Genomic DNA, 21,023 nt, shown 5'->3' with positions numbered 1-21,023 from the left:
CCGGGCGCTTCGGTCAATCGGTTCAGCTCAACCGATCGATCGCATCCATGTCCAGCGAACCCGGGATGATCATCACGGGCACGGTGAGCTTGCCGGCATCGGCGCCGGTGAAGTGCGCGACGAGCTTGCCCGGCGCACCGCTGGGCGCCGCGCCGAGCACCAGCGCCGCCACGTCCGGATTGGCCGCCAGCATCTCGCGCACCACCTTCGGACCATCGCCTTCGCGTACGGTGATCGACGGCGTGAGCCCGGATTCGGTGAACAGCGTGCCGGCCGCGCGCATCACCAGCGCCTCGGCGCGTTCGCGCGCTTCCTCCTCGATCGTCGCCATCACCCCGCCCCACTGGACGAATTCTGCGGGGGGAATAAGGGCCAGGATTTCGACGTTGCCGCCGGTCTTTACAGCGCGCCGCGCCGCGAATCGCAGCGCGATTTCGGCCTCGGGCGAATCATCGATCACCACCAGATAGGTGCGCATGGGGGCCTTCCTCGCAATCCCGCGTTAGGTGGACCGCCGCGGGCCACAGCGCAAGACCGGGGCTTGACCCTAGGGTTTACGGCGGCAAAGGAGATGCCAGCCACCCCAGGACCAACGACGGGAACCTTCATGGGAATCGAAATCAAGATGCCGGCACTTTCTCCCACCATGGAGGAGGGCACGCTTGCCAAGTGGCTCGTCAAGGAAGGCGACACGGTGAAATCCGGCGACCTGCTTGCCGAGATCGAAACCGACAAGGCGACGATGGAATTCGAAGCGGTCGACGAAGGTGTGATCGGGAAGATCCTGGTCGCCGAAGGGACCGATAATGTGAAGGTCGGCACCGTGATCGCGGTGATCGCCGGCGAAGGCGAGGACGTGTCGTCCGCCAGCGCCGCCCCCGCGCCGAGCCAGACCCCTGCGCCCGCCCCGGCACCGGCCGCGAGCGCACCGGCGCCCACGCCGACTCCGGCACCTGCGGCGACGGCGCAGCCCGCCGCCGCTTCGGGTTCGCGCGTCAAGGCGAGCCCGCTCGCCCGCCGCATCGCCGCCGACAAGGGCGTCGACCTCGCCGGCGTGAGCGGCTCGGGCCCGAACGGCCGCATCGTCAAGGCCGACGTCGAAGGCGCCAAGCCCGGCGCCGCTCCGGCCGCCGCCCCCGCCGCCACCGCTCCGGCCGCCAGCGCCGCACCGGCTGCCGCGCCGGCCGCGAGCACCGAGACCAAGGCCGTCTGGTTCGACGACTCGATCCCCCACGAGGAAGAGAAGCTCTCGAACATCCGCAAGACGATCGCGCGTCGCCTCACCGAATCGAAGCAGACCGTCCCGCACATCTACCTCACCGTCGACATCCGCCTCGACGCGCTGCTCAAGCTGCGCGGTGAGCTCAACAAGGCGCTTGAAGCGCGCGGCGTGAAGCTGTCGGTCAACGATCTGCTGATCAAGGCACTGGGTGTCGCGCTTGCGCGCACGCCGAAGTGCAACGTCACCTTCACCGGCGACAAGCTGATCAAGTACAATCGCGCCGACGTGTCGGTTGCGGTGTCGACGCCCACCGGCCTGATCACCCCGATCGTCAAGGATGCGGCGAACAAGAGCGTCTCGGCGATCGCGACCGAGATGAAGGACCTCGCCGCCCGCGCCCGCGAGGGCAAGCTGCAGCCGCACGAATATCAGGGCGGCACCGCCAGCCTGTCCAACATGGGCATGTACGGCATCAAGCAGTTCGAGGCGGTGATCAATCCGCCGCAGGGCATGATCATGGCGATCGGCGCGGGCGAGAAGCGCCCGTACATCATCGACGACGCGCTGGGCGTGGCGACGGTGATGAGCGCCACCGGCAGCTTCGACCATCGCGCCATCGACGGTGCCGACGGGGCCGAGATGATGAAGATCTTCAAGGAACTCGTCGAAGCCCCGATGGGCATGATTGCCTGATCGGAGCCGGGCGGTGCGCGTGCTGATCGAGGTTCTACACATCGTCGCGGGCCTGCTCGCGGCGGTGCTGATCGCGTCGCTCGCCGCCTGGTCCTATCGCCGCGCCACCCACGACATCTGGCTGGTCGCCTATGTCGCGATGGTGGCGGTGGTAGCGATGGGCATCGGCCCGCTGCGGCGCGCCTATGCCGAGGATCGTGCCCGCTTGCACGGCAATCAGGAGGCTCGCGATGATTGATCAACAGGGCGGCCCGCCCGATCGCCAGCCGGCGATCCGGGTGACAACCATGCCGGCGGATACCAATCCCTATGGCGATATCTTCGGCGGCTGGTTGATGAGCCAGATGGACATGGCGGCGGGCCTCTTCGCCTCGCGCTATTCGCGCGGTCGCGCCGTGACGGTGGCGGTGGAGGGGATGAAATTTCACTCCCCCGTCGCGGTGGGCGACGAGGTCTCGGTCTATGCCGAGCTGGTCAAGGTCGGCCGCACCTCGATGACGATCGAGATCCAGGCGTGGCGGCGCGGCCGGCATGTCGAGGAAAGCTGCCTCGTCACCCAGGCGCAGTTCGTGTTCGTCGCCGTCGACGAGAACAAGCGCCCGCGACCGGTGGAACAGATCGCGTAACGCACCCGCGGAAGCCGGGCGGCCCATGCAATTCGCCGGCTCCGCATTATGTACTCCCCAGCCCTCCCCTGCCGATGGGAAGGGAGCAGAAGGAAGCAAACCTTGGCTGAATCCTACGACGTCATCGTTCTCGGCTCGGGCCCCGGCGGCTATGTCGCGGCGATCCGGGCGGCCCAGCTGGGCCTGAAGACCGCCATTGTCGAGCGCGAGCTGCTCGGCGGCATCTGCCTCAACTGGGGCTGCATCCCCACCAAGGCGCTGCTGCGCTCGGCGGAAATCTTCCACTATATGCAGCACGCTGAGGATTACGGCCTGATCGCGAATCAGATCAGCGCCGATCTGGACGCGGTGGTGAAGCGCTCGCGCGGCGTTGCCAAGCAGCTGAATCAGGGCGTCACGCACCTGATGAAGAAGAACAAGATCGCCGTGCACATGGGCACCGGCGTGCTGACCGCGAAGGGCAAGCTGACCGTCACCGCCGCCGACGGCAAGAAGACCGACCTGGAGGCGAAGAACATCATCGTCGCCACTGGCGCGCGCGCCCGCGACCTGCCCTTTGCCAAGGCCGACGGCAAGCGCATCTGGACCTATCGCCACGCGATGACGCCGACCGAGATGCCGACCAAGCTGCTGGTCATCGGCTCGGGCGCGATCGGCGTGGAGTTCGCCAGCTTCTACAACGACATGGGCGCCAAGGTGACGATCGTCGAGATGCTCGACCGGATCGTGCCGGTGGAGGACAAGGACGTCTCCGCACACCTGGAAAAGGCGTTCAAGAAGCAGGGAATGACCATCCTCACTCAGACCGGCGTGGACAAGCTCGACGTGACGGCGACCGGCGTGAAGGCGTCGATCAAGGACAAGGACGGCAAGGTCACCGTCGAGGAATTCAGCCACGTCATCGTCGCGATCGGCATCGTGCCGAACACCGAGAATATCGGGCTCGAGACGCTGGGCGTGAAGACCGAGCGCGGCCATATCGTCACCGACGGCGCCTGCCGCACCAATGTCGACGGCCTGTGGGCCATCGGCGACGTCACCGCGCCGCCCTGGCTCGCGCACAAGGCCAGCCATGAGGGCGTGATCGCGGTGGAAGCCATCAACGGCGGCCACCCGCACGCGATGGACCCGCGCAACATTCCTGGCTGCACCTATTGCCACCCGCAGATCGCCAGCGTCGGCCTTACCGAAGCCAAGGCCAAGGAGGCGGGCTACGAGGTCAAGGTCGGCAACTTCCCGTTCATCGGCAACGGCAAGGCGATCGCGCTCGGCGAGCCGGAAGGCTTCGTGAAGACCGTGTTCGACGCCAAGACCGGCGAGCTGCTCGGCGCGCACATGATCGGCGCGGAAGTGACCGAGATGATCCAGGGCTACACGATCGGCAAGACCGGCGAGCTGACCGAGGCCGAGCTGATGGAAACGGTGTTCCCGCACCCGACGATCAGCGAGACGATGCACGAGGCCGTGCTGGGCGCATACGGCAAGGCGCTGCATATCTGATCCGGCGGCGGCGTCCTCCGACGCTGCCAGCTACGCAGAAAAACTCCGGCCCGGGCGGTCCCCGGGCGGGAGCCATTTCCGGTCTTGCGATAATCAGGCGTCGGCGAGCGCCTGCTGCGACGAACGCTGCAGTTCCAAACCGATCGGGCCTTCGCCCTGATAGGTCATCGTGCCGTCGATCTGACTGCCGTTGCCGGTCGTCTTGATCGCCACGACGCCTTGATTGGTTCGGCAGCCCAGCACCCAGGTGCCGCCCGGGTGCCAGGGCGCATCGTTGCCGCCCCATTGGTTCACCACGCTATAGGTGTTGGCCATGATCAAGGTTCCGCGGAAACCGATCGGGCCTTCGCCCTTGTAGGTGATGGTGCCCGCCAGCGTCTTGCCCGCGTCGCCGCTGGTGACGTCGATCGCCACCACCGGCTGATCCGGCCGGCAGCCGATCACCCATTGGCCGCCGGGATGCCAGGGCGCGCTGCTGCCGCCCCATTGGTTCTGCGCATCGAACGCGACGCCATCCGACACCGCGGCCTTCACGCCGATCGGGCCTTCACCTTGGTAGGTCATGGTGCCGGTGAGCGTCTGCCCCTGATCGTCGGAGCGGAGATCGAAGGCGACGGCGTTCTGGCCGTTGCGCGCGCCCAGCAGGAACAGGCCGGCATCGTGCCAGGGCGCGCTGCTGCCGCCCCACTGGTTTTCGACACGATAGCAATTCGTGGTGACCAGCGTGGCCCGCACGCCGATCGGCCCTTCCCCCTGGTACGTCATCGTCCCGGAAAAGCTGTTGCCGCCATCACCCGACTGAATTGCCAACGCCACGGGCCGCTGATCGGCACGATTGCCGATATTGAAGATACCACCTTCATGCCAGGGCGCGTTGCTTCCGCCCCATTGATTCTGGATCGCATAGACCGTCATTGCATCTCTCCTGCCATTTTGGACGCACCAACATATTCGACGAGGTTAGCCGTCGTTTGGACAAATAAAAGCACACTCGGCCGATATAGCCAAGCATGTTCAAATTGGTTCTTTTATGGTTAGCTGCCACCCGGCAAATGCGACGACTCGCATCTACATCTTTATCCTACTCTAATTATGCGCTTCTGCAAGCTACTCCAGGTTTACTTGCGTGAACTTCGCAGCGGCGGCTCTTGCCGAACATCGCGGTGTCCGCACCATTGTGCGCGCCATCCCGTGCGGGGCGTGCTGGCGCGGCGCGGCGATCCTGCCTAAGGTTCGCGCGCCCAGCACCTGCCCTCGGGAAATCGACTGATGACCATGTATCGTTCGCGTTCCTCGGCCTTTGGCGGATCTCCGCGCGGCCGCGGCGGGCGAGCGTTGCGCCGCGTACCGATCGGGCCACGGCGCAAGGCAGTATCGGCGATGGTGATCGCCGCGTTGCTCGCCGCGATCACCCTGTTCTTCTTCTGGCCGGGCGTGGCGAGCTATGACAGCCTGGTTCAATATCGGCAGCTGTTGGACGGCCGCTATGACGACTGGCACCCGCCGGCGATGGCGCGGCTCTGGGCGCTGTTCCATGGCGCCGGATGGCAGGGGCAGGCGCCGATGTTCGCGCTGCAACTGCTGCTCTATTGGAGCGGCCTTGCGTTGTTTGCAGGTGCGTTGGCGCGCGCTGGACGTTCGCTGGCGGCGCTGGCCGTGCTGCTGTTCGGGCTGTGGCCACCGGTGCTCGGCTGGCAAATCGCCGTATTGAAGGACGGCCAGATGGTCGGCGCGCTGGTTGCGGCGCTGGGCGTCGCGAGCTGGTGGCGGCTCGGCGATCGCCGCCTGCCGATCTGGGCGGCTGCGCTGGTGCTGATCCTGTTGGGCTATGCCACGCTCGTGCGGTTCAATGCCGCCTTCGCCACCATCCCGCTGGCGTTCGGGCTGCTGGGCGGATGGCGCTGGGAGCGGCCCTGGCTGCAAGGGGCCGTGGTGCTCGCCGCGACGGCGGCCGTGCTCTTCCTGCTGGCACCGATCAACCACCGTCTGCTCGAAGCCCGGCCCAGCGGGGTGGAGCGATCGCTGCCGCTGTTCGACCTGGGCGGCATCGTCCATCACGCCGGCCCAACGGCGGTGCCACAGGTGCCGGCCCGCCTGTGGCGACGCGCGGAGGTCCGCGGGTGCCTGACGCCCATCCTCTGGGATCCGCTGGGGGATGACGAAGCGTGCGGCTACATCCTCACGACGCTGCAGCGCACTGCGCCGCGAGGCGAATTGCGCGACGCCTGGCTGGCCGCGATCGCCGCGCATCCGCTGGCCTATGCCCAGCATCGCATCGCCCATTGGAACAGCGAGATGCGGCTGTGGACGCCCGCTATCATGCCGGGCACCGGGCCGCTGAGCGGCAGCGAGCCCAACCGTCTGGGCCTCGCCTCCCCTGCCAAGCGCATCACGGGCTTCCAGAAGCTGGGAGCGACGCTTGCGGAAAGCGCGGCCGGGGCCCCCATCCTGTGGTTTGCGATCGCGCTGGGGGTGCTGTTCTGCACCTGGCCGGCGCGCAGCGGACCGGGCGGCGTCGCCGTGAGCCTGGCGCTATCCGCATTGCTCGCCGAGCTGGCGTTCGGCGTGGTCGGTGTCGCGTCCGACTATCGCTATCATTGCTGGAGCATGTTGGCGACGGGCCTGGCGGTGCTCGCGGCTGCGGGCGCGCGCGTTTCGCCGCGTCGCGTGCTTGCCGTTCTGGCAGGCGTTGCAGTCGTCGCGGCGATCGTTGTCGTGGCGCGGTCGATTCTTCCCCCTGCTCTGCCGCCGATCTAAGTTTCACCCCCCTATTGTCGGAGTAGAATCTATGGCATCCAGCCCGCTGAAAAGATGCCAAAGGGAGGATTCATGCTTCGAAGGACATTGCTCGCCGGCGCGGCGCTGTTGCTTGCCCCGGTGCCTGCGGCGGCGCAAGGCAAGGACGCGCCCGTCACGGTAACCGTCGACGCCGGCAAGCCGGGCGCGACGATCGATCGCAACATCTTCGGGCAGTTCGCCGAGCATCTCGGCACCGGCATCTATGGCGGCATCTGGGTGGGCAAGGATTCGCCGATCCCGAACGTGCGCGGCATCCGCAAGGACGTGGTGGCGGCGCTCCGCGCGATCCGCGTGCCGGTGGTGCGCTGGCCGGGCGGCTGCTTCGCCGACGAATATCACTGGCGTGACGGCATCGGCCCGCAGGAGAAGCGCAAGAGCAGCGTCAACACCAACTGGGGCGGCGCGGGCGAACCGAACAGCTTCGGCACCGACGAGTTCATGGACTTTGCCGACCAGGTGGGTGCGGACGCCTATGTCTCGGTCAATGTAGGTTCGGGCACCATCCAGGAGGCGGCCGACTGGCTGGCCTATATGACGGCCGATCCTTCCACCACCGCCGGCAAGGAGCGGGCGGCGAACGGCCATCCAGCCCCCTATAAGGTGAAGTATCTCGGCCTCGGCAACGAAAGCTGGGGCTGCGGCGGATCGATGCGGCCGGACCATTATGTCGACCTCATGAAGCGCTTCGCCCGCTTCACCCATAATCTGGATCCCAAGCAGGGCGAGAAGGGCCCCGAGCCGATGCAGCGCATCGCCGTCGGCCCCAACGACAATGATACCAGCTATACCGAAGCGGTAATGGCGGCCTGGAAGGGCCATGACTGGGCGTGGAACATCGAAGGCCTGTCGATGCACGCCTATACGACGGGGGGCTGGCCGCCCTCTTATCCCAGCGTAGGCTTCGGCGAGACCGGCTATGCCAAGCTGGTGAAGGCCGCACTGGCGATGGACGGGATGATCGCCAAGCATTCGGCGATCATGGACAAGTACGATCCCGACAAGAAGGTGCCGCTGATCGTCGACGAATGGGGCGTGTGGCTCGCGCCGCTGCCCGGTACCAACCCCGGCTTCCTCTACCAGCAGAACTCGCTGCGCGACGCGATCATCGCCGCACTCCATGTCAACATCTTCGCCCGCCATGCGGACCGGGTGCGGATGACCAACATCGCCCAGATGATCAACGTGCTGCAGGCGATGATCCTGACCGACAAGGAAAAGATGGTCCTGACGCCAACCTATCACGTGTTCCGCATGTACGTGCCGTTCCAGGATGCGCGCGCAGTGCCGGTGTCGTTCGACGCCGGGACCTACACCCATGAAGGCGTGACCATGCCGCGCGTCGATGCGATCGCGGCGCGGGGCAAGGACGGCAAGCTGTGGCTGGCGGTGACCAATCTGGATCCGAACAAGCCGGCGCGGATCGCGGTGAGGTTCGCCGGCGTGACCGCGAAGAGCGCCGCGGGCGAGGTACTGACGGCGGCGAAGGTCGACGCGGTCAACAGCTTCGAGGCACCGAGCACGGTGGTGCCCAAGCCGATCCGCGGCAGCGTAGCCAAGGACGCGGTGACGCTGGAGCTGCCGGCGAAGTCGGTCGCGGTGGTGGCGATCGAAGGCTGACGCCCCGGCTCTTTCGCACCCCTCCCGCTTGCGGGAGGGGACGGGGGAGGGTGTGTGAGAGAAGCGGGCGACGCGGTTCAGAAAGAACCTCCACGTCGCACCCTCCCCTAGCCCCTCCCGCAAGCGGGAGGGGGACTTGGGTTCGCCCTGATTTACAGCGCCTTCACCGCCGTGAGCCCGGTATCTTCCACCTGCGCCAGCGGGTTGCGCAACGGCAGGGTGAAGGGCGCCGCTTCGATTTCGAACGTGTCGCCCACTTCCGTCTTCACCCCGTCGCTGAACGACAGCGTGGCGGTGCCGAAGAAATGGACGTGCACGTCGCCCGGCTGGCGGAACAGCCCGTATTTGAAGTGGTGATGCTCGAGATTGGCGAGGCTGTGCGACATGTTCGTCTCACCGGAGAGGAACGGTTTTTCCCACAAGGTCTCGCCGTCGCGCACGATCCGGCTGGTACCACGCACGTCGGCGGGTACCTCGCCGACCAGCAGTTCTGGCCCGAGCGACGCCTGGCGCAGCTTGGAATGGGCGAGCCACAGATAATTGTGCCGCTCGGTCACATGGTCGCTGAATTCGTTGGCGAGGCACAGGCCGATGCGCCACGGCGTGCCGTCGGGACCGATCAGGTAGATGCCGGCCAGTTCGGGCTCCTCGCCACCATCCTGCGCAAAGCCCGGCATTTCCAGCGCATCGCCGGGGCCGGCGAGATGATGGCCATTGCCCTTGTAGAACCATTCGGGCTGCTGGCCGATCGCGCCTGCGCCCGGCTTGCCGCCCTCGACGCCTTCCAGGAACATGCGCATCGAATCGGTCTTGTGCTCGGCGGCCGCAGCGTCACGATGCATCTTGTCGCGCCCTTCGGCAGAGCCGAGATGGGTCAGGCCGGTGCCGGTGAGCACCAGATGCGCCGCATCGGGATGATCGATCGGCGCGAGCAGCTGGCCCGCCGCCAGCGCCTCGGCAGGATCGACGCTGCCCTCACGCCCCGCCGCGGCCACTGCCGCCGACAGCGACTGGCCGGTTTCGATCGCGTGCAGCGCAAGGCTGCGCACATCGGCGAATCCGCGCACGAACCCGGCGCCCGCCTCGTCCGCCGCGATCACCCGGCGCTCACCCGCCGCTCCCCGATACTGCATCAACCGTAACGCCATTCGCTCCACTCCTTGGCTCCGTTTAGTCCGACTTATTAGCAGAGTTCCCGAATGGCAATCTTGCAGTGTTTGGCGCAATCGGTTCGATCGCGCTACACGGGTGCGAAAAGGAGACGAGCCGGATGGCATTGGACGATCAGCCCGAGGCGCTGGACGAAACTGGCGTGCAGCCGATCACGCGGACGCCCAAAGGGTCGGGGCGGCGGCTGCGCGGCGCCATCGCCCATTATCTGGGCACCCAGATCGTCTCCGGTGCGATCGCTCCCGGCGAGAAGCTGACGGGCGAAGTCGCCAATGCCGAGGCGCTCGATGTATCGCGCAGCGCCTATCGCGAGGCAGTGCAGGTGCTCACCGCCAAGGGACTGGTGGAAAGCCGCCCCAAGGCAGGCACGCATGTGCTACCGCGCACCCGCTGGAACATGCTCGACCCGCAAGTGCTCGCCTGGGCATTCTCGGGCGAGCCGGATACCGATTTCGTCCGAGACCTGTTCGAGCTGCGCGCGATGGTGGAGCCCGCCGCAGCGCGCCTTGCGGCAGAGCGTCGCGAGCGGGACGATGTGAAGGCGATGCGCGACGCGCTTACCAAGATGCGCCGGCATACGCTGGCCACCGAGGCCGGTCGTGCAGCGGACCGCGACTTCCACGACGCACTGCTCGCCGCGACGCACAACAATGCACTAATCGCGCTGAGCGCCAGCATCAGCGCGGCAGTGAGCTGGACCACCAAGTACAAGCAGCGCGCCCGCGCGCTGCCGCGCGATCCGGTGCCTGATCATATCCGCGTGTTCGATGCGATCGCGGCAGGCGATGCAGAGGCCGCGGCTGCGGCGATGCGCATCCTGGTCGACCTGGCGCTGGAGGATACGCGCCTCTCGATGTGAGGCGGCAACGCTCCCCGGGCCGAAGCCCGGGGAGGCGCTTCGATCAGTCTTCGATCGCGTTGGTGGGCTTGGCGCCCCACAGCGCGTAGAACAGGATGTAGAGTTCGCAGACCGCGGTCAGCAGGAACGAGTTCTGCAGGCCGTACATGTCGGCCAGCCAGCCCTGCACCGCCACCAGCGCGCCGCCGGCGATCGCCATGATCAGCAGGCCCGAACCTTCTTCCGTAAGCGGGCCGAGGCCCTTGATGCCCAGGGTGAAGATCGTCGGGAACATGATCGAGTGGAACAGGCCCACCAGGATGAGCGACCACATCGCCACCTCACCTTGAGTGAACACGGTGACGATCATGACCACGAACGCGCCGATCGAGAAGGCGGCGAGGACAAGGGCCGCATCGACCTTCTGCATGATCGCGGAGCCGATGAACCGGCCGACCATCATGCCACCCCAGAGCAGCGTGAGATAGCGACCGGCCTGCTCGGTCGTCATGTTGCCGATTTCGGGACGGCTGACGAAATTGACGAACAGATTGCCCACGCCAATTTCGGCGATCAGGTAAATGAAGATCGCACCGATGCCGAACACCAGGTTACGATGGTTCCATAGGCTGTGATGCTTGCGTTCTTCCTTGGCGACGCGGCTGGTGGCCGATCCCATCGCCGGAAGCGGGAAGCGCGCGATCACCACGGCGAGCACGAACAGCACGGCCGCGACCAGCACATAGGGAAGGATCACGGCATGCGCGTCCGCCAGGCGCTCTGCCTGAGTGAGGGTTGCGCCGGCTTCCGCCGTGCCGCCCTTCGAGCGACCGAGGATCAGATAGGCACCGAACAGCGGCGCCAGCATCGTTCCCATCGAGTTCATCGCCTGCACCAGATTGAGGCGCGACGAAGCGGTTTCGGACGGGCCGATCACCGCGACATAGGGATTGGCCGCCACCTGCAGCAGGGTGATGCCGCTGGCGATCACGAACAGCATGAACAGCGTGACGCCATAGGACGGCAGGCTTGCCGCCAGCGTCATCCCCAGCGCGCCGACCGCCATGATCAGCAGGCCGACCACCAGCGACTTCTGATAGCCGATCCGCTCAATCAGCTTCGCCGACGGGATGGAGGCGAAAAAATAGGCGATGAACCAGACGCTTTCGATCAGCGCCGCCTGGAAATAGCTGAGGTCGAACACGCTGCGCAGATGGGGCAGCAGCGTACCGTTGATAACGGTAATGAACCCCCACATGAAGAAAAGCGTGGCGAGCAGCGCCAGCGCACGACCATATTGGGTGGGAGGTGCGGCTTGCCCGGCCCCCGCCGGAGCAGCCTTTGACGTTGGCACGACCGCCATGTTGGTATGATCCTCTCGATTTTGCCACGCTCATCACGCGGCGGGGTTGCTCTTCGCTTTCTAGTCGGAGTATTCAAGCCGACGTCCAGCGTCAACGGGCATCGCCCACCACACAGCGATAGCCGACAGGGAGAGGTTTTGCATGAATTATCTTATCAGGGGCGCACTGATCGCCGCGACGATGATACCGGTGGCTGCGCAGGCGGGAGAAACGACTCGCGCCAGCTTCGGTGCCCTGCCCGACGGCCGCAAGGTGGAAGCGATCACGCTCAGCAACCAGCATGGCGTGCGCGCGACGATCATCACCTATGGCGCGATCCTCCAGGCGCTTTCGGCCCCGGACCGCAACGGCAAGTCGGAAGACGTGACGCTCGGCTATACGGACATGAAAGGCTATCTTGTCGCCCCGAACTATTTCGGCGCCACCGTCGGCCGCTATGCCAACCGCATCAAGGGCGGCACCTTCGCCATCGACGGCAAGACCTACACGCTGGCCAAGAATAACGGCCCCAACGCGCTGCATGGCGGGCCGAAGGGCTTCGACAAGCAGCTGTGGACCGTGGAAAAGGTTACCAGCGGCGAGAACGCCAGCGTGACGCTGCGCTATGTCTCCGCCGATGGTGAAGAAGGCTATCCCGGCCAGCTCACCGTCACCGCCACCTATGCGCTGAACGAGAAGAACGAGCTGTCGGTCGAATATACCGCGACGACGACCAAGCCGACGATCGTCAACATCACCAACCACAGCTTCTTCAATCTCGCCGGCGAAGCCTCGCAGCGTTCGATCTACGACCATGTCGTGACGATCCCCGCCGAGACCACCACGCCGGTCGACGCGACGCTGATACCCAACGGCCAGCTGCGGCCGGTGGAAGGCACGCCGTTCGACTTCCGCAAGCCGATGGCGATCGGTGCCCGCATTCGCGACGGGCGCGATCCGCAGATCGTTTTCGGCCAGGGCTATGACGAGAATTTCGTGATCGCCAAGGCGCCCGCCGCCCAGCCGACCCTGCACGCCCGCGTGGAGGATCCGTCGAGCGGGCGGGTGATGGAGATCCTGTCCAATCAGCCCGGCGTGCAATTCTATACCGGCAATTTCCTGGACGGCACTGCGATCGGCAAGTCGAATCATGCTTATCGCCAGGGCGACGGCCTTGCGCTCGAACCCCAGCTCTTCCCCGACACGCCGAACCAGCCGGCATTCGGCTCGGCGCGGCTGAACCCCGGCCAAACCTATCGCAACGTGATCGTCTACCGCTTCTCGACCACCAACTGATCTTTCCTCCCGCAAGGCTTTTCCGATGACCGACACTCCGCCGAAGCTGCGCAGCCGCGCGTGGTTCGACAATCCCGACAATGTCGACATGACCGCCCTCTATCTCGAGCGGTACCTCAACTATGGGCTGAGCCTGGAGGAGCTACGCTCGGGCAAGCCGATCATCGGCATCGCCCAGACGGGGTCGGATCTGAGCCCGTGCAACCGCCACCACTTGGTGCTGGCGGAGCGCATCCGTGAAGGGATCCGCGAGGCGGGCGGGATCGCGATCGAGTTTCCGGTGCACCCGATCCAGGAAACCGGCAAGCGCCCCACCGCTGCGCTCGATCGCAATCTCGCCTATCTGGGCCTGGTCGAGCTGATCTACGGCTATCCTATCGACGGCGTGGTGCTGACCACCGGCTGCGACAAGACCACGCCCGCCTGCCTGATGGCAGCGGCGACCGTGAACATTCCGGCGATCGCGCTTTCGGTGGGGCCGATGCTCAATGGCTGGCACCGTGGCGAGCGCACCGGATCGGGCACGATCGTGTGGAAGGCGCGCGAGCTGCTTGCCGCAGGCGAGATCGACGACGAAGGCTTTATCCGCCTGGTTAGCTCCTCGGCGCCGTCGACCGGCTATTGCAACACGATGGGCACGGCCACGACGATGAACTCGCTGGCGGAAGCGCTGGGCATGATGCTGCCCGGATCGGCAGCGATCCCGGCACCCTATCGCGACCGGCAGGAATCCGCCTATCGTACCGGCAAGCGCATCGTCGAGATGGTGCACGAGGATCTGAAGCCCTCCGACATCATGACGCGCGACGCGTTCCTCAACGCGATCGTCGTCAACTCGGCGATCGGCGGATCGACCAACGCGCCGATCCACCTCGCCGCGATTGCGCGCCATGTCGGCGCCGAGCTGTCGCTGGACGACTGGCAGACGCATGGCCACCAGGTGCCGCTGCTCGTCAACCTGCAGCCTGCCGGCGAGTATTTGGGCGAGGATTATTACCGCGCCGGCGGCGTTCCCGCCGTGGTCGCCCAGCTGATGCAGCAGGGCCTGATCCGCGAGGATGCGATCACCGCCAATGGCCGCACCATCGGCGAGAATTGCCGCGGCGCGCAGATCGAGGACGAGAAGGTCATTCGCCGGTTCGAGGAGCCGCTGGTCGAAGCCGCCGGCTTCGTCGTGCTGCGCGGCAACCTGTTCGACGCGGCGATCATGAAGACATCCGTGATCGGGCCCGAATTCCGCGACCGCTATCTCTCCAATCCCGACGATCCCGACGCATTCGAAGGCCCGGTGGTCGTGTTCGACGGGCCGGAGGATTACCACCACCGCATCGACGATCCCACCGTGGGCATCACTGCGGAAACGCTGCTGGTGATGCGCGGCGCCGGGCCAATCGGTTATCCGGGCGCTGCCGAAGTGGTGAACATGCGCGCGCCGTCCTATCTGATCCGCGAGGGCGTGCATGCGCTGCCGTGCATCGGCGACGGCCGCCAGTCTGGTACCTCGGCATCGCCTTCGATCCTCAACGCCTCGCCCGAAGCGGCGGCGATGGGGGGGCTCGCGCTGCTCAAGAGCGGCGACCGCGTGCGAATCGACCTGAAGCGCGGCACCGCCGATGTGCTGATTCCCGATGCGGAATTGGCCGAGCGCCGCCGTGCGCTGGCCGAGGCCGGCGGCTATCCGCATCCTGCGTCACAGACGCCGTGGCAGGCAATCTATCGCTCGATGGTGGGCCAGATGAACACCGGCGCAATTCTGGAAGGATCCGAGCAGTTCCAGCGGATCGCCCAGGTGCACGGCATCCCGCGCGACAACCACTGATCGCGCCTGCGCCCGGTGCGGCCGGCAAGCTGGCCGCACCGGGCACATATATGTTTGCTGCCAGGCCGAACCCGGCCCCGGCGGCTATTTCAACCATGGTGGAGTGCAGCGCGCGTCGTGCGCGATCAGCGGACCAGCGGCGCGGCCCATTCCGCCGGCTGCGGTGCCGCACGCTGCTCGATGGCCGCTTCGGCGAACAGGTTGAGATAGAGCTGGGCCGACCGCTCAATCGTGAACCGCTCCAGAAACGCGCGTACCTCGGTGCAATCGAGCACCGGCGCGGGCGCCCGAATCGCCGCGGCAAGCGCCGTTTCGTCCTGCGGCACGATGACGCCGAAGCGCCCGTCACCCAACAGCCCGTGCACGCCGCGCCCGCAATCGGTGGTGATCACCGGCAGGCCGGCGGCAAGCGCCTCCAGGATCGCTGCGGGGATCCCTTCATAGCGCGACGACATCAGCAGCACGTCGAAATCCGCAAGCCGGGCGGCCGCATCGGGCACATGGCCGGCGAAATGAACCTGATCGACAATGCCGAGCTGGCGCGCCAGCGCTTCCAGTGCAGGCCGCTCGACACCGTCGCCGAGGATGGTGAGCGTCTCGCCTGCCTGCGCCGCCTTGGCAAAGGCCCGAAGCAGCAGTGCGAAATGCTTTTGCGGCACCATCCGGCCGACCGCGACAAACCGCCGGGGCGCGCCGTTCGCGACGCGTGGACGGGCCGCGATGCGCTCAAGCTCGATCGCCGGATCGTGCACCACCCGGCTGCGCCGGGCCATCAGCGGCGGCAATTCGATCAGCATCGATTCGTCCATCGCCACCCAGAAGCGCGCGCTGCGGCCCTGTATCCGCAACCAGAGGCGCCAGAAGAAGCGGGGAACCGCATGCAGATCGCGCCGCGCCAGATCGTTGCTGATCTTGACGACGATCGGCGGACAGCGTCGCCCGAGCAGCACGCGCATCATCACCGCGACAATGGTATAGGTGGAACCGGCAACGAACAGGATGTCGGGCCGCACCCGCCGTATTGCCGCCGGCAGCGTGAGGATCATCCACAGCGTTTCCCAGCCGGCCTGGCTGCGGCGCGGCTGCGGGGGCGTTTCGAAACCGATATCGCCGAACTCGGCACGCATGGGCCCGGTGGGCCGACCGACGAACAGCGGCGCATCCACCCCTGCAGCTCGCCAATGCCGGATCAGCCGCAAAGCAACGCGCTCCACTCCGCCCGGTTCGAAGCTGTGGAGGAACGTCATGACGCGAATACGTCCGCTAGAATTCTGTGGCCGCAACCGCAACTCCCCTGCATCGGTACGTGGTTTTGCCCTGTCGTGTCACCGATGATCAAACGACCATAGTAAGGGCAGCCCGCAAAACTTCAAATTTCTCTTGCGTCTACCTTGCTAGCAGAACGGAAAATCATCACGGACCTATAACGATATGGCGGCACCGAACCCGCACATGCGTGATCGGAAAATATTCGTTCGGGGGAGTTCGAAACGAAAAAGCCCGCCAGCGCGGTGCGCCGACGGGCCTTTTGGATGGTGGGCGCGGCAAGGATTGAACTTGCGACCCCTGCGATGTCAACACAGTGCTCTACCACTGAGCTACGCGCCCGAAACTCGGGAAGCGGCCCTTTAGCGAGGCTTATTCGCCCGCGCAAGCGCCGATTTCAGTTCTGCCCGACATTCTCCGATTCGAACATCCGATCCACCTCCAGCACCAGATCGCGGAGGTGGAACGGCTTGGAGAGCACACGGGCCTGGGGCACCTGCTGGCCGGCCCGCAGCGTCACGGCCGCAAAGCCGGTGATGAACATCACCCGCATCTCGGGCGCCATTTCGCTGGCGCGTTGCGCCAGTTCGATCCCGTCCATCTCTGGCATGACGATATCGGTGAGCAGCAGATCGAATGATTCGGTTTCAAGCAGGGGGATCGCCGCCGTACCACGATCGACGGAGCTGACCGCATAGCCCGCGCGCTCCAGCGCTCGGGTGAGGTATTCCCGCATGATGCGGTCGTCCTCGGCCAGCAGAATCCGGATCATCATTTCCCCAATGCGCGTCAACGGGCCACCCCTTATGCGCAAACCCATTAAGAAATTCCAGCGCGATCCGGCTGCCGTTGCCGTCGCCAGAGCGGCGGCCTAGGGTGGCGGCCGTGAACAGCCCGCCCAGCTTCGAGCGGTATGGACCGCTGCTGCCGGAAAGCCCGGTGGTCTTGTCTGCGCCACATGCCGGACGGGACTATCCAGCAGTGCTTGCAGCCGCGCTGCGTGTGCCGCTGCCGGCCCTGCGCGCGCTGGAGGATCGGCATGTCGATGCGCTCGCCCGTGATGCCAGGCGAGAAGAGACGTTGTTCGTGGCAACGCGGGCCCGCGCCTGGATCGATCTCAATCGCTCCGAACAGGAACGCGATCCGCATATCGACGACGGCGCGCAGCGCATCGGGCGGCCGCCGTCGGCCAAGCTGCGGAGCGGGCTGGGAATCGTGCCGCGGCGCGTGGGCAATCTTGGCCAACTCTGGTGCCGGCGCTTCACCGACGCGGAAATCGTCGAGCGCATCGAGGAGGACCACCGCCCCTATCATGCTGCGCTCGCCGAAGCGCTGGGGGCAGCGCATCGGCGGTTCGGAATCGCAGTGCTGCTGGACATCCATTCGATGCCGCCGCTGGGCCACGCCGCTTCGGCGCCGCAACTGGTGATCGGCGACCGGTTTGGACGGGCGGCGGCGGCGCGGTTCGGCACGCGGATTGCCGGGGTAGCCCGGCAACATGGCATCGCTTCAGCAGCGAACACGCCTTATGCCGGCGGGTACATCCTAGAGCGGCACGGAGATCCACGCGGCGGCATTCATGCCATCCAGCTCGAATTCGACCGCGCGCTTTATCTGGACGCAGCGCTGGACCAGCCCGGCGCAGGGGCGGCGATGACGAAGGCGCTGCTGCGCGGGATTATCGACGCGATCGCCGACGAGGCGCTCCCCCGCGCCCTAGCCGCGGAATAATGCCAGCCTGCGCCACATAAAAAACCACCTCGCGGTTTCCCACGAGGTGGCCAAGGTTCAGGGAGGAGACACGCCCGGAGGCGCGTCGTACGACCTCGCGAAAGGGGGGACACGAAGCCGCACACAACAAATATAGAGGCCGGACAACCGACTTCAAGGCGGCTCGCCGCAACAATTGCTCCGCTGATCGGCGGCGCAAAGAAAAGGCCCCGCCGACATTGTATCGGCGAGGCCCGTTTCCTGCAGCGACAGTGGCAGCCGATCAGCCGACCAGCTGGACTTCCGGCTGCCAGCCCGAGCGCATCTGCCGCGCGAACAGCTCGCGCATCTGCCCAAGCGAAAAGAGGTGGGCGTAGATCAGCGGCAGCATGCCGCTCTGGACGATCTTGCGGAGCTGATCGCCGCGCAGCTCATTCAGCTTGGCTTCGTCGACCATCATGAAGCCGCGATAGATGAAGGGCTGGCCGGCGCCTTCGGGCTGGATCGAGACTTCGCCGTCCATCAGCAGGCCCAGATCCTTCAGCTCGCGCATGAACTGACTGGTGCGTGCGCCGGCCTGTTCGAACTGCTCGTTGAACTGCAGAATGTTCTTGGTGACCTCGCTCGGCTCGCCATTCTCGAACAGCGCCTCGCCTTCCTCGAAGTTGCCGATCACGTCCGACGTCGGATCGAAGCAGAGCGACAGCTCGTCGCTGTCCGGCCGCAGACGTGCCAGCAGGAAGGGGTAGCGGCGGATATAGGCCGGCACGTAAAAGTTCGGCTCCACCAGCTTGCCTTCGGCATCGAAGAAGGTGTTCACGCCTTCGTTCAGCCCCATCAGCGCGAGCGGAACGGGATCGTCGCCGACCGAGAAGACGATCGGCATGAAACGCTGCACCAGCGGGAATTCCTCGACGGTGACCGGCACAGCATGCTGGTTGGCAAGGAACGCGGCGCGATCGACCGAACGCGAGCGGAAATCGGCATGGACCTGGCTCGAAAGCGGCTCGATCTGGTTGTAGAACAAGGGAAGCGACTGCGGCGCGCTGGCCATGATGATCTCCTGACGGCGTAGATTTGGGTCGAACGCTGGTTTCAACGGGTCGCGGGTCTATGGCCTGCCCGTTTCCGGCGCAAGCGCGACCAGCTTTCCCGGATTGAGAATATGGTTCGGATCGAGCGCGGTCTTGATCGCGCGCAACGCCGCGATCCGGGCAGGAGCCGAGAGCCGGGCGAGTTCGTCGCGCTTCATCTGGCCGATACCGTGCTCGGCGGATATCGACCCGCCGGCAGCCACCACCATGTCGTGCACCAGCCGGGTGATGCGCGGCCCGTCTTCGGCATACCAGCGATCGCGATCCACGCCCTGCGGCGCGCGCACGTGGAAATGGACGTTGCCGTCGCCGAGATGGCCATAGGCGATCGCATGGGTGCCAGGAAAGCGCGCCTCCGCTTCCGCCCCGCCTTCCACCATGAAGCGGGGCATATCTTCCACCGGCACGGAGATATCGTGCTGCACCGCCGGGCCGGCCGCCCGCTCCGCTTCCGAGATCGAATGGCGGATGCGCCAGAACGCCTCCGCCTGCGATTCGCTGGCGGCAAGGACAGCATCTTCGGCAAGATCGGCGGCAAAGGCATCGGCAAGCAGCCGCTCGAGAACGACGCCGGGCGCCTCGCCGTTCGCATCGCTTGACACGGCTTCCACCAATACGTGCCAACCATGCCGACCGGGCAGCGGCATCCGCGTGCCGGGCACATGCTCCAGCACCAGCGCCACTGTATCGTCGGGCATGATCTCGAAACTCTCGACGATGTCCGTGGCAGCCTGCAGCCGGCGCAACAGGGTGAGCGCCTTGGCCGGGCTGTCCAGGCCGACCCAGGCCACCGCGCGCGCCGCCGCCGCCGGCACCAGCCGCAGCGTTGCGGCAGTGACGATGCCCAGCGTGCCTTCCGCGCCGATCAGCAACTGCGTGAGGTCGTAGCCGCGATTGTCCTTCTTCAATGCCGACAGCCCGTCATGCACCGATCCATCCGGCAGCACGGCCTCCACGCCCGCGACCAGCGCCCGCATCGTGCCGAACCGCAGCACCTGCACGCCGCCCGCATTGGTGGAGACCAGGCCGCCGATCGTCGCACTGCCCCGCGCACCCAGGTCCAGCGGAAAGCGCCGTCCCGCAGCTTCGGCCGCATCGCGGAACGTGGCCAGGATCACGCCAGCCTCGGCAATCGCGAGATTCGCCTCCGGATTGATCGATCGGATGCGGTTCATGCGCCGCGTGGAAAGCAGCAGCGCCGAACCATCCTGGGGTGGAACCGCGCCGCCGACCATGCCGCTATTGCCGCCCTGCGGCACCAAGGGCACCCCGCACGTATTCGCGAGCGCAACCAGCGCGCTCGCCTCTGCGGTCGACGCCGGCGACAGGATCGCGGGGGAGACGCCATGATAGCGACGCCGCCAGTCCGTGAGCCAGGGTTCGATATCGGAAGGATCGGTGGTGACCGTCTTCGGGCCGAAACGTTCGGCGGCGAAGTGGACGATGCGCTGCTGCTCGGGTGTCATCACCATTGCGCGATAGCATGGGCTGGGGCAGTTCATCCACTGTTCAAGCCCATGCGCATAGCCTTTGAAGCCGTTATGTCGAATCTGCCGATCGCCGCCACCGGTCTGTTGCTGATGCTTGCCGTACCTGCGGCAACGCCTGCGGTGCGCGCCGATCCCGCCGACGCCTCGGTGCAGCAGCATGTATCGATTCACGTGCCGCGCATGACCGTGACCTCCACGACGATTATCGTTCGCCGCGAAGCCGACTCTCGGCTGGTGGAGCGCCGCGCCAATGATTGCGTGAAGGTCGACCGGATCGAAGGCTTCACCGTCAACGCTGCCGACAGTGTCGATCTGATCCTGGATGACGGGTCGCTGCTCCGCGCGAAGCTGGGATCGGAATGCCCCGCACTCGGCTTCTACTCCGGCGCCTATCTCCGACCCAGCAAGGACAACAAAGTGTGCGCCGGCCGTGATTCGCTACGCTCCCGCTCCGGGCGCTCCTGTCCGGTCCAGGCATTCCGCAACTTGGTGCGCGCGCGCTAAGACTTGACTTTTGCGCTTGAATCCGCAAGCGCGTTA

At 65.9% G+C, this 21,023-nt stretch carries 19 protein-coding genes and 1 tRNA gene; 11 read left to right on the top strand and 9 right to left on the bottom strand.

Going from position 1 to position 21,023, the window contains the following annotated elements:
- Window positions 1-22: 22 nt before the first annotated feature.
- Window positions 23-478 carry a universal stress protein gene (locus B215_RS0111235; RefSeq protein ID WP_019369742.1) on the bottom strand — a complete coding sequence of 152 codons (456 nt, stop codon included), beginning with the start codon at window positions 476-478 and terminating at the stop codon, window positions 23-25.
- Between the two features lie 129 nt (window positions 479-607).
- On the opposite strand from B215_RS0111235, the gene B215_RS0111230 reads away from it, so the two are divergent.
- From B215_RS0111230 to lpdA, 4 genes are all read left to right on the top strand, one after another.
- Window positions 608-1,915, top strand: coding sequence for a pyruvate dehydrogenase complex dihydrolipoamide acetyltransferase (locus B215_RS0111230; RefSeq protein WP_019369741.1), 1,308 nt, complete (start codon window positions 608-610; stop codon window positions 1,913-1,915).
- A complete protein-coding gene (locus B215_RS20030) occupies window positions 1,908-2,153 on the top strand; it encodes a hypothetical protein (RefSeq protein ID WP_236704419.1) in 246 nt (81 codons plus the stop codon). Before B215_RS0111230 ends, B215_RS20030 begins: the two co-directional genes overlap by 8 nt.
- Window positions 2,146-2,541: an acyl-CoA thioesterase gene (locus tag B215_RS0111220; RefSeq protein WP_010544042.1), complete on the top strand. Its 396-nt coding sequence runs from the start codon at window positions 2,146-2,148 to the stop codon at window positions 2,539-2,541. The genes B215_RS20030 and B215_RS0111220 overlap by 8 nt, the downstream gene beginning before the upstream one ends.
- Before the next feature lie 102 nt (window positions 2,542-2,643).
- Window positions 2,644-4,041, top strand: coding sequence for a dihydrolipoyl dehydrogenase (gene lpdA, locus B215_RS0111215; RefSeq protein WP_019369739.1), 1,398 nt, complete (start codon window positions 2,644-2,646; stop codon window positions 4,039-4,041).
- Window positions 4,042-4,134: 93 nt separating this feature from the next.
- Here the strand turns inward: lpdA and B215_RS0111210 are convergent, their stop codons facing one another.
- On the bottom strand, window positions 4,135-4,956 hold the full coding sequence (locus B215_RS0111210; RefSeq protein ID WP_019369738.1) for a lectin OAA family protein: 822 nt from the start codon (window positions 4,954-4,956) through the stop codon (window positions 4,135-4,137).
- Window positions 4,957-5,310: 354 nt separating this feature from the next.
- Between B215_RS0111210 and B215_RS0111205 the strand changes: the two genes are divergently transcribed.
- Window positions 5,311-6,798 (top strand): hypothetical protein, encoded by a 1,488-nt coding sequence (locus tag B215_RS0111205; RefSeq protein ID WP_236704420.1) that lies wholly within the window; start codon window positions 5,311-5,313, stop codon window positions 6,796-6,798.
- A gap of 72 nt (window positions 6,799-6,870) precedes the next feature.
- On the top strand, window positions 6,871-8,457 hold the full coding sequence (locus B215_RS0111200) for an alpha-N-arabinofuranosidase (RefSeq protein ID WP_026009176.1): 1,587 nt from the start codon (window positions 6,871-6,873) through the stop codon (window positions 8,455-8,457).
- A gap of 152 nt (window positions 8,458-8,609) precedes the next feature.
- Here B215_RS0111200 and araD1 read toward each other — a convergent pair whose 3' ends face one another.
- Window positions 8,610-9,605, bottom strand: coding sequence for an AraD1 family protein (gene araD1 / locus B215_RS0111195; protein ID WP_026009175.1), 996 nt, complete (start codon window positions 9,603-9,605; stop codon window positions 8,610-8,612).
- Between the two features lie 122 nt (window positions 9,606-9,727).
- Between araD1 and B215_RS0111190 the strand changes: the two genes are divergently transcribed.
- Window positions 9,728-10,486 (top strand): FadR/GntR family transcriptional regulator, encoded by a 759-nt coding sequence (locus tag B215_RS0111190; protein WP_019369734.1) that lies wholly within the window; start codon window positions 9,728-9,730, stop codon window positions 10,484-10,486.
- Window positions 10,487-10,529: 43 nt separating this feature from the next.
- Here B215_RS0111190 and B215_RS0111185 read toward each other — a convergent pair whose 3' ends face one another.
- Window positions 10,530-11,828 (bottom strand): sugar MFS transporter, encoded by a 1,299-nt coding sequence (locus B215_RS0111185; protein WP_026009174.1) that lies wholly within the window; start codon window positions 11,826-11,828, stop codon window positions 10,530-10,532.
- 142 nt (window positions 11,829-11,970) lie between these two features.
- On the opposite strand from B215_RS0111185, the gene B215_RS0111180 reads away from it, so the two are divergent.
- Window positions 11,971-13,104, top strand: a complete 1,134-nt coding sequence (locus tag B215_RS0111180; protein ID WP_019369732.1) for an aldose epimerase family protein — start codon at window positions 11,971-11,973, stop codon at window positions 13,102-13,104.
- A 25-nt stretch (window positions 13,105-13,129) separates the two neighbouring features.
- Complete coding sequence (locus B215_RS0111175) at window positions 13,130-14,923, top strand: IlvD/Edd family dehydratase (protein WP_019369731.1); 1,794 nt, start codon at window positions 13,130-13,132, stop codon at window positions 14,921-14,923.
- 125 nt (window positions 14,924-15,048) lie between these two features.
- Here the strand turns inward: B215_RS0111175 and B215_RS20025 are convergent, their stop codons facing one another.
- From B215_RS20025 to cpdR, 3 genes are all read right to left on the bottom strand, one after another.
- Entirely contained in the window at window positions 15,049-16,170 is a 1,122-nt protein-coding gene (locus B215_RS20025) for a glycosyltransferase (protein ID WP_019369730.1), read from the bottom strand.
- Between the two features lie 286 nt (window positions 16,171-16,456).
- Window positions 16,457-16,531: transfer RNA gene (locus B215_RS0111165), tRNA-Val, on the bottom strand.
- Between the two features lie 55 nt (window positions 16,532-16,586).
- Window positions 16,587-16,961, bottom strand: coding sequence for a cell cycle two-component system response regulator CpdR (gene cpdR, locus B215_RS0111160; RefSeq protein ID WP_026009172.1), 375 nt, complete (start codon window positions 16,959-16,961; stop codon window positions 16,587-16,589).
- Between the two features lie 104 nt (window positions 16,962-17,065).
- On the opposite strand from cpdR, the gene B215_RS0111155 reads away from it, so the two are divergent.
- Complete coding sequence (locus B215_RS0111155) at window positions 17,066-17,920, top strand: N-formylglutamate amidohydrolase (protein ID WP_019369728.1); 855 nt, start codon at window positions 17,066-17,068, stop codon at window positions 17,918-17,920.
- 262 nt (window positions 17,921-18,182) lie between these two features.
- Here the strand turns inward: B215_RS0111155 and B215_RS0111150 are convergent, their stop codons facing one another.
- Together B215_RS0111150 and B215_RS0111145 are read right to left on the bottom strand one after the other, a co-directional pair.
- Window positions 18,183-18,953 carry a SapC family protein gene (locus tag B215_RS0111150; RefSeq protein ID WP_019369727.1) on the bottom strand — a complete coding sequence of 257 codons (771 nt, stop codon included), beginning with the start codon at window positions 18,951-18,953 and terminating at the stop codon, window positions 18,183-18,185.
- A gap of 57 nt (window positions 18,954-19,010) precedes the next feature.
- Complete coding sequence (locus B215_RS0111145) at window positions 19,011-20,465, bottom strand: FAD-binding oxidoreductase (protein WP_019369726.1); 1,455 nt, start codon at window positions 20,463-20,465, stop codon at window positions 19,011-19,013.
- Window positions 20,466-20,534: 69 nt separating this feature from the next.
- On the opposite strand from B215_RS0111145, the gene B215_RS0111140 reads away from it, so the two are divergent.
- The gene (locus B215_RS0111140; RefSeq protein ID WP_019369725.1) at window positions 20,535-20,987 is read left to right on the top strand and encodes a hypothetical protein; all 453 of its coding nucleotides are present in this window, start codon (window positions 20,535-20,537) and stop codon (window positions 20,985-20,987) included.
- Window positions 20,988-21,023 lie beyond the last annotated feature (36 nt).

Origin of the sequence: Sphingomonas sp. ATCC 31555, assembly GCF_000282895.1 — a bacterium.
GTDB lineage: Bacteria > Pseudomonadota > Alphaproteobacteria > Sphingomonadales > Sphingomonadaceae > Sphingomonas.
Note: the sequence above shows the minus strand (reverse complement) of the source record. Positions and strands in the feature narration are given on the sequence as shown.